Source organism: Labilithrix luteola, from assembly GCF_001263205.1.
Taxonomy (GTDB): Bacteria; Myxococcota_A; Polyangia; order Polyangiales; family Polyangiaceae; genus Labilithrix; species Labilithrix luteola.
In genome coordinates this window covers 3,872,314-3,885,001 of record NZ_CP012333.1, presented here as the reverse complement: position 1 = coordinate 3,885,001, position 12,688 = coordinate 3,872,314, and the positions used below count along the sequence as shown (strand labels likewise).

The 12,688-nt window shown below is 65.8% G+C and carries 8 protein-coding genes; 1 reads left to right on the top strand and 7 read right to left on the bottom strand.

Annotated elements, in window-relative coordinates:
• Window positions 1–4 precede the first annotated feature (4 nt).
• Window positions 5–1,417: a hypothetical protein gene (locus tag AKJ09_RS17385; RefSeq protein ID WP_146648325.1), complete on the top strand. Its 1,413-nt coding sequence runs from the start codon at window positions 5–7 to the stop codon at window positions 1,415–1,417.
• On the opposite strand, the gene AKJ09_RS17380 is transcribed toward AKJ09_RS17385, so the two are convergent.
• From AKJ09_RS17380 to AKJ09_RS17350, 7 genes are all read right to left on the bottom strand, one after another.
• Window positions 1,414–2,469 (bottom strand): Leu/Phe/Val dehydrogenase, encoded by a 1,056-nt coding sequence (locus tag AKJ09_RS17380; RefSeq protein WP_146648324.1) that lies wholly within the window; start codon window positions 2,467–2,469, stop codon window positions 1,414–1,416. The genes AKJ09_RS17385 and AKJ09_RS17380 overlap by 4 nt on opposite strands.
• 104 nt (window positions 2,470–2,573) lie before the next feature.
• Window positions 2,574–2,966, bottom strand: coding sequence for a hypothetical protein (locus tag AKJ09_RS17375; RefSeq protein WP_146648323.1), 393 nt, complete (start codon window positions 2,964–2,966; stop codon window positions 2,574–2,576).
• A 16-nt stretch (window positions 2,967–2,982) separates the two neighbouring features.
• Window positions 2,983–5,937 carry a TonB-dependent receptor domain-containing protein gene (locus AKJ09_RS17370; protein ID WP_146648322.1) on the bottom strand — a complete coding sequence of 985 codons (2,955 nt, stop codon included), beginning with the start codon at window positions 5,935–5,937 and terminating at the stop codon, window positions 2,983–2,985.
• A gap of 47 nt (window positions 5,938–5,984) precedes the next feature.
• The gene (locus AKJ09_RS17365; RefSeq protein WP_169927609.1) at window positions 5,985–7,553 is read right to left on the bottom strand and encodes a serine/threonine-protein kinase; all 1,569 of its coding nucleotides are present in this window, start codon (window positions 7,551–7,553) and stop codon (window positions 5,985–5,987) included.
• Between the two features lie 326 nt (window positions 7,554–7,879).
• Window positions 7,880–9,331, bottom strand: a complete 1,452-nt coding sequence (locus AKJ09_RS17360) for a sigma 54-interacting transcriptional regulator (RefSeq protein ID WP_146648320.1) — start codon at window positions 9,329–9,331, stop codon at window positions 7,880–7,882.
• Between the two features lie 303 nt (window positions 9,332–9,634).
• Entirely contained in the window at window positions 9,635–10,693 is a 1,059-nt protein-coding gene (locus AKJ09_RS17355; protein ID WP_146648319.1) for a DUF4340 domain-containing protein, read from the bottom strand.
• A 120-nt stretch (window positions 10,694–10,813) separates the two neighbouring features.
• Entirely contained in the window at window positions 10,814–12,664 is a 1,851-nt protein-coding gene (locus AKJ09_RS17350) for a GldG family protein (RefSeq protein WP_240488506.1), read from the bottom strand.
• Between the last annotated feature and the right edge of the window lie 24 nt (window positions 12,665–12,688).

The window sequence follows — 12,688 nt, the reverse complement described above, 5'->3', positions numbered from 1 at the left end:
GCTCATGCGTTCGACGCTCGTTACCGGCGTTCTCGGCCTCTTTCTGCTGGTGGGTTGTGGCGGCGGGAATGCGGCTCGGTCACCCGCGGAAGAAAACCCGGCCAACGCCGCGGCGCGTGTTCAGGCCTTCGAGAAGACCGAGGACGAGCTCCTGCGTGATCTGTCGGCGCTCGATCGGCGCGTCGCGCTCCGTGCGCGCGTCACTCCGGGCGAAGACGATCTCCGGCGCGTCACGATGGGCGCCCTCCTCGCGGAGGATCCCAGCTTGGCCGCCGTCGACGGGGCCATCGACCCGTTCTCGTTCGAAGCCCGCGCGCGGGGCCTCGCCTCGGCGAAGGCCAAGCTCGCCTCGACGCCCAAGGAACTGCCGAGCCAGGCCTCCGCGATGACGCCCGCGCCAGCGTTCGAACGCGAGCTGCTCGGACGCCTCATCGACGAAGAAAGCGTACGCCTCGACGAGGAACGCGCACTTCCGCGCTCGGCGAGTTCACTGGTTCGCGGTGTGGTGGAGACTTGGACGGCGCCCTCGTCGAAGGAGCAGGCCGCCGAACGCGACCGCTGGCTCACGCGTAGGCTCGAGGAGCTTCGCGCATCGGTCGCCGCGAGCCCCACCAAGCTCGACGTCATCCGCGCGCGCGAGCTCGACGACGCACTCGACGCACTCGAACACGAGATCGACGCGCCCGGCTTCCGTGACTCGACCGCCAAGCTCGTCCAGCTTCGCGAGGCTCTCGAGGCCCAGAACGGACAGCGCCCGCGCGCGGCCCACGATTGGTCGCAGACGGCGACCCGCGTACGCGCCCACCTCGGGCTCGAAGGCAGCCCCGAGGCCATGGAGAAGGCCTTCGACGCTACCGAGAAAGATCTTCGCGCTCGCGCAGAGAAGGCCGCCGAAGCCGCGAAGCTCTCGGGCGACGACCTTGGCGCACGCGTGGCGAAGCTGGTGTTCCCCGAAGCCCGCAAGAACGAGCCCGATACACCATGCGTCGACGCCGTGCCCGGCTCGCGCATGCGCTCGATGGTTCCTCCGCCGGAGCGCGTCTCGGCGTGTCGGCTGAGGCACACGCTGGCCGATGCGAGCGACGATGCCGCCAAGGCCGCAGCGCTCGTGGCGCTGCACGACCACGTCGTCATCGCTCAATGGGCGCTCGACACGGCGCGCGGGGGCACGATCGAAGCGACGACCGCCAAGCACCACACGATGGCTCGTCCGTCACCCGATATCACGGCGCGCTGGGAGCGCATGGCCCTCGCCCGCCCGGTTTCGGCGCTCGGCGGTGGCTACGCGGCCCTGCTCCTTGCGCGAGGCGACGATCCAAAAGCGCGGGCCCACGCGTGGTCCGAGCTCGGCGAAGTCCCTCTCGACGTCGCCGAGCGCACGCTCGACACCCCGGTCGACGCGAAGGCGAAGAACTAAGACCGGCCTTCCGCCACGAGGGCGAGCTTCTCTTCGACCATCATGTCCGCGATCTTGTACGTCGGCGCATCCGTCTTGCGGCTGCGATCGGCGATTTCGTAGATCGTGTCGTAGATGGTCATCGTCTTCTCGCGCGCCTTCTTCGCGTCGTAGCCGAGGACTTCCTGGGCCACGTTGACGAGACCGCCCGCGTTGATGGCGTAGTCCGGCGCGTAGAGAATGTCGCGCGCGTAGAGGTCGTCGCCATGGCGAGGCTCGGCGAGCTGGTTGTTCGCGGCGCCTGCCACGATGGTCGCCCGGAGACGCGGAATCGTCGTGTCGTTGAGGGCCGAGCCGAGGGCGCAGGGGGCGAGGACGTCGCAATCGACCTCGAAAATCGAGTCGAGCGGAACCACGCTCGCGCCGAACTCGCGCTGGGCACGCTCGGTCTTCAGAGGATCGACGTCGGCCACGGAAATGGTGGCCCCGACGGCATGCAGCTCTTTGCAGAGGTGATAGCCAACGTGCCCCACGCCCTGCACGGCGACGTGCACGCCCGCGAGCGAGTCGCGTCCTAGCTTGAACTTCACGCAAGCCTCGATGCCGCGACGCACGCCGAGCGCCGTGAACGGCGAAGGATCGCCCGAGCCACCGTTGGCGACGTCGACGCCGGTGACGCTCTTCGTCACCGTGCGAATGACCTCCATGTCCTCGAGTCCCGTACCGCTGTCTTCGGCCGTGATGTAGTGACCGCCGAGGTCGTCGACGAACTTGCCGAAGGCGCGGAACAGTGCGACGCGATCGAAGCGCTCCTTGGGGCGGACGATGACGCTCTTGCCGCCGCCGTGGGCGAGCCCGGCAAGCGCCGCTTTGTAGGTCATGCCACGAGCAAGGCGCAGCGCGTCGATCAGCGCGGCCTCGTCGTTGACGTAATCGATGAACCGACAGCCACCCAGCGCCGGACCGAGGCGCGAATCGTGGATGGCGATGATCGCCTTGAGGCCGCTCGCCTTGTCGAACTTGAAGTGAACTTCGCCGTAGTCGTACGCCTTGAGGTGACCGAAGAGGTGCATCGCCTTCGATCTCGTAGCATGCGCGAGCGCGCCCTGCCGATCGCGGTCTGGCGATTGGCTCGTCGCGTCAGAGTGCTCGTGCGACACGAGAGCGAGCTGCGAACTCAGCCCGCGTCGGCGTCGTCTCCGGCATCCGGTCCGGCAGCGTCGCCGGTCGAGCCGACACTACCGGATGGGCCCCCGGCTTGGTCGCCGCTATCCGCGTTTCCACACGTCTCGAGCGCTTCACGACAGCTCGAGGCTTGCCCGATGCAGATGCGATGGGCGTGATCGTCGCCCTCCTCCGCAGACGAACAGCGCGCTACGCAATCGACGGGCGCATAGCCGCAAAGCTGCGCGAGCCGATTGCACACGTCTTCGCACGACGGCGGCGCGAGACCTCCGATCTTGGGCACGTTGTGCCCATCGATCGAGGGATTCTCGCTGCACGCCCACACGCCCATCGAGGCCAAGGCCACGGTGGACGCGAGGAGAACGGATCGCGATCGGAGCGTCATCGGTTTCCTCTCCTCGCTAGAACGACACGGTGACGCTGGCGAGGGCCGTACGGCCGTTCTGTACGAGCGTGCGTTGACGGAACTCGCCACTCGGCACGACGTCGTACTTCCAGTCCATCAAGTTGTAGACACCGAGGTTGTACCGAACGCCGAGCTTCTCGGCTTCGCCGGAGAGCACGAGATCCCAGACCACGCCCGCATCCGTCGTGCCCTGCGGGGGATCCGTCGTGCGTACGTTGCGGTCGGGACGCGGGCCTTCGATCGTGAGGCGCGTCATGCCCATCAGGCTCCGGCCGATGATCGGCACCGCGCCCTTCACCGAGCCGAGCACGGCCGGCGAGTTCGGAACGTCACGAAGCGAGGAGTCGTCGACGTAGCGGGCCTTCTGCACGGAGGCCGTGGCCGCGACCATCCAACCGGCACGCCACTCGCGACGCACTTCGGCCTCGCCGCCGAAAACGAACACGGGTGCGTTGGAGTTCGCATACTGGTTGATGGTCGCATCGATGTAGCGAAGCTCGATGAGGCGCGAGACGTAGTTGCCGTAGCCGGCGACCGTCGCGAGCACCGTCGGCGAGAGACGATGCGTGAGCTCGACCTCGCCCGAATAGATCTGCTCGGGCTTGAGACCATTCGAAGGGATCTGCGTGCTCGACGAGTAATAGAGCTCGTAGACGCTCGGCGCGCGGAACGCCTTACCGGCCATGATCTTGAGAACGCCACCGTCGTACGGCTTGAGGATGGCGGCCAGGCGCGGGTTGAAGGCCGAGGCCACGTCGAACTGATCGAGGTTCGAGTAGTAGTCGAGGCGCGCACCGCCCGAGAGCTTGAAGCGCGGCGAGAACGATACGTCGGCGAGGGCGTAGCCGGCGGCGACCGTGAAGGGATCGTTTCGACCGGGATTTCCGGCATTGTCGAAGATGTACGGCCCGGCATCGGAATCGCCGAGCTGCTTCGTCTGGATGTGCCGGATGACTTCGCCGCCGAGCGTGGCGCGGATCTGGTCGGTGGGCGTGAACACGAAGCGCTGTTCGAGGCCCACCCAGCGGCCGCGATACGTGTCGCGGTTGAGCCCATCGCGCGTGGCATAGGCACTGCCCGCGTCGAAGTCGTAGAGGTTCGCGTGCGCACGGCTCATCGACTGCACGGCCTTCGAGAGCTGCGGCTCGAAGCGTCCTTCGATCATGCCGCGTGTGTCGGCGTAGTGGTTGCGCGAGTCGCCGAAGATCGTGCCGTACTCGCCGGTGGGGATCTTCTTGTTCCTCGTGTTGAGGAACCACTGGAGCGTGGCCGCCTTGTACCAGGCGCGCCCGGTGAACATCGCCGCGTCGAAGCTGTCGACGCCGCGCGCGTAGCCGTCGATGGGCAACCCGTTGGAGCCGCGCTCGGCCTGTGGATCTTGCGGATCGGCCTGGAGCTCGGGATAGAAGAAGTCACGACCGGCTCCGTGCGCGGCCGAGACCGTGGCCCACATGCCGGCGTTCTCCGAGAAGCGGAAAACCGCGGTGGAACGCACGCGCCCCACGCCGTACTCCGCCGTCGAAACCGCAACCTCGCCGTGCGTTCGTTGATCGCGCGAGCGCGTGACGAGGTTGATGACGCCGAAGAACGCGCTCGTACCGTAGAGAACCGAGCCCGGGCCTCGCACGATTTCGATGCGGTCGATGTCGTCGATGTCCACGCGACCGTCGAACCCGACGTACGACGACCAGATGTAGTTGTCGTTCATCGGCTGACCGTCGAGCAGGATGAGCACGCGGTTGCCGTAGTCGCCGGGGCGGGAGAATCCGCGTACGCCGATCGTGGCGTAGCTGCGGTCGTCGGAGAGGTAGAGGCCTCGCACGCCGCGCACGGCTTCGGCGACGGTGGGGTACCCCATCGCGCGAAGCTCCTGGTACGAGATGATGGTGACCGAGGCCGGCGCGTCTTCGACCGACTCCGTCACGCGGCTCGCAGCGGTGACTTCTTCGAGGAGCGCGAGCTGGACGTCGACGCGCGTCTGCTTCTTCACCGCGACGTCGACCTTCTGCTCGACGGTACGGAAGCCTTGCTGCGAGACCTTCACCACGTGCGGACCGACCGGCACGTTGAGGACGGCGGGCGTGAAGCCGTACGGCTGATCGTCGACGGTGATGAGCGCATCGCGCACGTCGGCGTTCACGACGACGGCGCCGAGCTCGGGCGAGAGCTTGGCGCGCACACTCAACGCGCTCTTGGGGCGAACGTCGATCGGATATTCGCCGGTCTGGAATCCAGCCTTGGACACGAGCAGCGTGTGCCTTCCGGGCACCACGGTGGTCGTACAGGGAACCATGCAGAGGACTTTCGCGTCTTCCGAATCGAGGCGCACTTCGGCCCCCGACTCGCCTTCGATCTTGAGGCTCCCGAGGATCGGATTCAGCCGCAGCTGGACGCGCGCCTCTTGGCCGATCTTCGCCTCGACGGGCTGCTCGGACTCCGCCGGCTCGTAGCCGGGGAGCTCGACGATCACCTTGTATTTCCCTGCCGCCAGCCCGAGTGAGCGTGGCGAGTTTCCACGCGGCCCGAGATCTTTTCGATCGAGGTAGACCGTTGCTCCCGGCGGATCGGTCTCCACCTTCAAGATCGCGACGGTGGGTCCGATGCGGACGAGAGCTTCCTCGACGCGCTTGCGAGCGGCGTGGTTCGTCTCCTCCTCGAGCGCCTGCATGTAATAGCGATAGGCGTCGGGCCCGCGCTTCAGCTGCTCGTAGGTGCGCGCAATGTTGAAGACGACGTTCCTGTTCGGAACGAGTCGGTTCGACGCGAGGAAGTGCTCGAGCGCGCCTTTGTAGTCGCCGGCTTCGTAGCGATCGGCGCCCAAGTTGAATTGGAGATCGGCCTCGTCGGCGAGGTCGTCGGCGTGCGCGATGCCGGCACTACCGAGTACGAGAGAGAGAGCGAGCAGCGGAAAGCCAACGAGCGAGCGTGCACGCGCAAACGAAAGTTTCATCGAGGCCTATCCACGACGGAAGAATGGGAACGAACGACGACGGCGCTTCAACGCTCGCGACGGATGTCGAGATCCGAAGGCGGCGGCGCCGAGCCCGGAGAGGAACTCGGCTTCACGGGAACGGCGGGACGGCTACCGGGCTTGCCGGCGGGCTTCTGTGCAGCGTTCGATACGTGCCCAGATGCCGATGCCGATGCCGATGCCGACGCGTGTGTCTGTGGCGTGGCTGCCGACGCGCCGGCGGTGGCCGTTTCGACCGGAAGCGGCTCGGGCGAGGCGATCGGCATGGGCGCCGAAGGAACGGCGGCTTTTGCTGCCGGGGGCGGCACGTCGTGCGACGCCGACGACCGCGTTCCGAGAAATGCGCCGACGCCCGCGAGCACCGCAATCGCCGCGGCGACGCCGATCATCAACCCGCGCTTCGCAGGACGCGGAGGCGGCGTGCTCGCTTGAACGACGACCGGCGCGCTCTGCGAGAGACCGGGTGCGAGCAGGGTCTTGCTCAGCGCAGGCGACGAGCTCGTCGACACCGGGCCTGCGAGCGGGTCCGGCGGCGACGTCACCCCGAATGCGTCGACCGCAGGTGCCTTTGCCGCGCGAAAACTACCGCTCGTGTTCCTGAGGTAGGAATCGGAGTCGACGTTCTGCCCGCCCGGCGGAATGGTGGGAGGAACCTCGAGCTCCGGTGCGAGCCCCGCCCGACGCACCAGCGACGCTGCACGCGCCGCCACGACGCGCGAGCGACGCGCTTCGGTGAAAGGAACGAGCGCGATGGCGAGCTCCGCGGCCGTCTGATAGCGAGCGTCCGGATCCTTCTGGAGGCATCGGCTGATGATGGCCTCGAGCTCGGGCGGCACGTCGGGCCGGAACCCCCGGAGCGAACGCGGCTTCTTCTCGAAGATGGCCGCGACGAGCTCGGTGAACTCGAGGGTCTCGTCGAAGACCGTGCGGCCCGACAGAAGCTCGAAGAGGACGGTTCCGAGCGCCCAGATGTCGGTGCGCCGATCGACGTCGCGCGTCGAGCGAAGTTGCTCGGGCGACATGTAGAAAGGCGAGCCCATGAGGGTCGACGTCGCCTTGAGGTCGACGTTCGATACTTTCCCGGACAAGGCCGCCTTCGAAATACCGAAGTCGAGGACCTTGATGAGATGCCAGCCGCCCTCGTCGACACGGAAGAGGTTTGCCGGCTTGATGTCGCGATGGACGATGCCTCGGACGTGCGCCTCGCTGATGCCTTCGCACGCGTCGATGACGAACTCCGCGGCTTCGCTGATCGCGAGTGGGCCCGTCACGGTGAGGACCTCCTCGAGGTTCTTCCCCTCGAGAAACTCCATGACCATGTACGGCATCCCGTCGTGGGTGCCGACGTCGTGCACGCGGGCGACGTGCTCACTCTTGAGCTTCACGGCGGCACGGGCCTCTTGCGAGAAGCGGCCGACGATGTCGTCGCGTTCGAGTGCTTCGCGACGCAGGAATTTCAGGGCCACGCGCCCATCGAGCTGCACGTGGGTCGCCTCGAACACGACGCCCATCGCGCCTTCGCCGATGACCCGGTCGATCCGGTACTTCTCGGAAATGAGCTGGCCGGGAACGGCCACCGGTCCATGCGGTGCCATCCCTCCCATTGCCGTCCCCGCCGCGCGTGAGTGGCCAGAGTCCACTTGAGCGCGAACATAGAGCACGTTCTAGTGGGTCAGGAAGAGGCAAAACGTCGAAGCGGCTCGAGACGGTCACATGCCGCTCGCAACGTGCGTGGGGTGATCGAATGGATCACGCGGGCGTCTGCGCTCGCCCCGGTATCGGTCACGTTCGGTCGCGTTCGGTCGCGTTCGGCCGCTCGAGATCGAACGCGACTTTCGCCGTGATGACGGTCGAGATGGTCGCGATGGTCGCTCGGCTTGCCTCGGTTTTCCATTAGTCAGGTCTGGATTCCCTTCGCAGGTCAGGCGTGACGGTCCTCGAGCTCCTTCCGAGCTTCCTTCACGCGACCACGAACACGTAGCGTGCGGAGGTAGCGATCGCTCACGCCCGATGCGGCCGATCGCGCACGCTCGTCTCCGTGCGTTCGATCGAGATGGAGCATGTAGCGGCGCTCGAACTCGAACATGACGCGGTCCCGCGCGGAGGCGAAGGTGAGGTTCTGCGTGACGACGTCATCGAGGAAGTCGACGGCATTCGGCGGCGGCGGCGCAGACGACGAACGACGGATGAAGAGCTCACCATCCTCCGAGGTCGCGAGCTCGCCGTACGTCGCGAGGCGCGTCATGGTGTTCGAGAGCTCGCGAACGTTGCCCGGCCACGCGTAGGAACGAAGGCGACCGAGCACGTCCTCCGGGAAGGGACGTCCATCGGTAGCCGCGTTCGTCGACCAGAAATGTCGGGCGAGGAGCTCGATGTCTTCCGGACGCTCGCGAAGCGGCGGAAGCGCAAGGCGGCCAACGGCGAGGCGGAAGAAGAGGTCGTCACGGAAGCGGCCTTCGGCGACTTCGACGTCGAGATCGCGGCGTGTCGCGACGATGATCCGAACGTCGACCTTCTGCCAACGATGACCGCCGATGCGACGCACCTCTGAGCTCTGGATGGCACGGAGCAGTCGCAACTGCAGCCCGGGATCGAGGTCGCCGATCTCGTCGATGAAGAGCGTACCGCCGTCGGCTTCTTCGAAGATGCCCGGACGCGAGAGGTTCGCACCGGCATAGGCGCCCTGCTCATGACCGAAGAGCGCGCCTTCCAGGAGTGACGGAGGAACCGACGCGCAGTCGAACACGACGAAGGGCTTGTCGGCGCGCGGGCCAGCGCGATGGATGGCCTCGGCGAGGGCCTCCTTGCCCGTGCCTGTCTCGCCCTCGATGACGAGGGGAACTTGCGCGTCGACGAGCTTCTTGCAAAGCGGATAGAGTCGACGAATCGCAACGCTCGCTCCGATGAACGAGCCAAACGACGTCTCGAGCGGAAGCGGCGTGGTCGCTGCGTTGAGCGCACGAATCACCGAGATGACCGTGGCCCCGACGCGAACGGTCTCACCGCCGGTGAGGAAGGCCTCCACCGTGCGAATGCCGTTCACGAACGTGCCGTTCGTCGACCCGACGTCGCTCACGCGAAGCTGGCCGTTGTGCACTTCGAAACGCACGTGACGACGCGAGGCTTGGTGATCGGTCAGGGCGAGCGCACAGACCTCACTCGTACCGGCGAAAATGGGACACGAACCGTCGTCGACGACCGCTGTCGCGCCGACGTTCGGCCCCTCTTTGACGGTGAGATGGAACGCGGTCGTCGTCGGAGTCGACGCGGTGGCGCTCACCAAGGTGGGTTCGTCGAGCCAACCGCTCGGCGGTCGGTTGACGAGTCGCCCGAGATTCAGATGCCCGTCATTCGATTGGTTCGAAGGCTCCACGGTTCTTTGCCATCCCCTCTGCAGGTTCGGAAAAACAGGACGCCGAGAGGTGCAACCCCAGCGTCATCGAACTCGAAAGGAAGAGACGGGACCGGTTTTGGTTCGTCGCAGAGAATCGTGACCGCGGGGAACGAAATGAGCCGAGACCATCGAACGGGCACGCCGGCGGGGTGGTCATTTCGGTAACCGGCCTGGGCCGCCGCGGCATGCGCGCAGCGGGCACATGGCAAAAAGAAAGGGAGCCGCGCGAAGCGACTCCCTTCTCCGCCCGCACTCTCGCGCGGACCTGGTGACTGCCGAGGATCAGTGGCCGTGCGGATCGCCGCCCATGCCCGCCGGCATGCCGTGCGGCATCCCCGGCATTCCCGGCATTCCCACCGGCATCGCTGCAGCGCCCTTGGCGGCATCGGCCCCCGCGTCCTTCGACTTCTGGAACTTCGAAGGCTCGGTGATGACCTTGTTCACGACGCGCTCCGGCACGACGAAGATCGTCGAGTCGCCTTCCTTCTGGGCGTAGTGGGAGGTGCCGCTCGCGACCTTGCCGATCTTGAGCGTGTAGTTCCCCGCGCCGTCCTTCAGGGCGATCGTGATCTTGCCTTCCGGCGCGTCGAGGCCCGTGTCGGCCGGCGACTTGCCGTCGCCGAAGTCTTCGGCGTTCAGCGAGTTGAAGGCGCGGACGGTGTCCTTGACCTTGTCGTCGTCGAGCTCTGCGATGGGCTTGCCCTTCGCGGTGCCGGCCCAGTGATCACCCTTCGTGAACGAGAGCGGCCCGTTGGCATTCTCGATCATGATCTGGGTAGCGTTGCCGTCGTCGAACTTGAAGATTTCGGTGTCGCGCCAGCCCTTCACTTCACGCGTGTAGGCGTAGCTCGAGTAGCCGCTCACGGCGAAGACGCCGGGCTTGCCGTCGACCATCGCCATCTGACCGCGCGCGCCCGATTTGCCGAACGTGGCGTCGAGCTTCTTGTCGCCGCCCTTGTAGGCCACCACGTGGACGGCCTTGCTGGGCTCGAACTGGAATTCCTTCTTCTGATCTTCGGAAGGAGCGGCGGCGATGAGCTCCTTCGCCTTGAGCTCCTTCAGGCTGTCGACGAGCGCCTTCGCGTTCGTCTGGTTCGCGGGAGCGTTCACGGGCTTCGTGACCTCCCACTTGTCGCCCTTCTTCTCGAGGACGACCTCGCCCTTATCGCCGTTCGTGATGCTGACCTTGTCGACGTCGTCGGGCGTCTTGAGCTCGGGAAGCTCGGCGCTCGTCATCTGCGACGTGCCGATCTTCTGGTCTTCCTTCGCCTTGAAGTAGACGGCCCCGCCAAGCGCGGCGAGGACCACCAAGCCAACACCAATCTGCGTAGAGCGTTCCATATTTCTGGTTCCTGAAAGCTTCGAGAATTGAGGGCTCAGACGAGACGAAAGGCGCGGTCCGCGTGAATGATACGCAGGGACACGCGCCTTCCGCCCATCACGCGGTTTTAGGCACGCGGTTCAGGCGAGCTGGATGTTCTCGCGCTGCGCCTGGCGCATGCGCCAGAGGACGAAGCCAAGCAGCGCGAAGAGAACCGGAACGCCGATGATCAGGGTCGCGGCGACGGTGTGCTGCACCTTCTTGCGCTCCTTCTTCATCTGGTCGTCCTGCTTCTTCAGCTGGTCGTCGGACATGTCGTCGAAGTTCGGCTTCGAGACGTCGCCGTACACGAGGCTCGGCTCCTGGAGGATCTTCGCGGAGGCCGCGAGGAGGTCCGTATCGCCGCTGACCCAGTCGAACATGTTCTTCGTGACGAGGATGATGTTCGTGACGATCTGCTGAGCGTAGGCCTGGCCGAGCTGCTGGAGCTGCTCGTCACCACCCATGCCCGGCGGCATGCCCTGCATCATGCCCATCTGGCCCATGTCCGGACCGTTGCCCGAGCGAGCGAACGGGTTCGCGAAGAACTGCGACGACGAGATGACGAGGACGCGAGCCGGGTTGGTCGACTTCGCGGGCGCCTCGACGCCCATCTTGTCCGCACCGGCGAAGGCGCTCTTCAGGTTGCCTTCGATGGTGACGGCGATCGGGTACTGGTTGAACTCGCCCTTCGGACGCCACTGGCGGAGCGGCTTGAGCTCCACGGTCTCGCCCGTTTCGCGGAGGGTCTTCGGCGTGGTGCGCGCGACGACCTTGAACTTGTCGGCCGCGACGTCCGGCTGCTTGTCGCGGTGGATGACGAGCGACGAAGCGAACGGGAAGCCGATCTCCGGGATACGGAAGAAGGCGGCGAAGCTGGTGTCGAGCAGCTGCTCTTCACCCGTGAAGCGCGGGTCGTCCTGCACGTCGAGGATCGGAGGCATGCGCGCCGTCTGCGGGCCGCTCTGCGTCCAGACGCCGACGCGGAAGGGACGACCGAACTCGAGGAGCACGTCTTTGCGCATCTCGACGCCGTAGCCGTCGAGGAGCTTCTCGATGCCGTGCGTGTTGAGCGTGCCGTTCATGCTCGCGTCGCTCGCCTTGAGGTTCACGGCGCTCGCGATGACCGCGAGGCTCTTGCCCTTCATGACGAACGCGTCGATGCGGCGAAGCTCCTTGTCGGAGAGATCCTTGGCAGGCTGCGTGATGATGAGGCCGTCGAGCGAGTCGTCGACGTCCGCATCGCCGTTCTTCAGGTCGACGTCGACGAACTGATAGAACGGGAAGTACTGCGAGATGATGCCCTGGAGCGCGGGCTTCTGACCGCCGCCCTGGCTGGGGAGGAGGTTCGGCTCCGAGAGCTTGATCTCGTCGTGACCGGTCAGAAGACCGATCTTGTGCTTGATGTTGTCGCCCTTGTCGCGGACCTCACGAATCTTGTTCGTGATCCAGAACTCGAGACCGACGTTGTTGTCCGGGGAGAGAACCGGGATCTTGTCGCGCTCGGCACCGTAGTTGATGACGAGGCCCATGTAGCCCTTGGCGAACTCGGCCTTGTCTTCGGTGTCCGAGCCTTCGCCGAACTGGATCTCCTGAAGACCGGCTTCCTTCGCCTTCTTCTTCTGCTCCTCGTCCTTGGCTTCGACGATCTGGTAGTCGAACTTGCCCTTGCTCGCGTCCTTGTACTGCTGGAGCAGATCGCGGAGGTCGCGGACGTAGGCGTCGAGCTTCGGGAGGCCCTTCGTGACGTAGGCCTCGACCTTCATGTCGCTCTTCATCTCGCGCAGAAGGTGACCGCTACCCTGCGAGAGCGTGTAGCGCTCCGCCTTGGTCGCGTCCTTGCGCCAGTACATGAAAAAGCTGAGTGCGTTGACCGCGACGAGAATCGCGGCGACCACGAGCACGAGAGCGCCGCTCTCGGCCGAAGCCTTCTTCTTTCGTTCCATCGCCATGGCTTGCTTGCCTCTGGTGTCTCG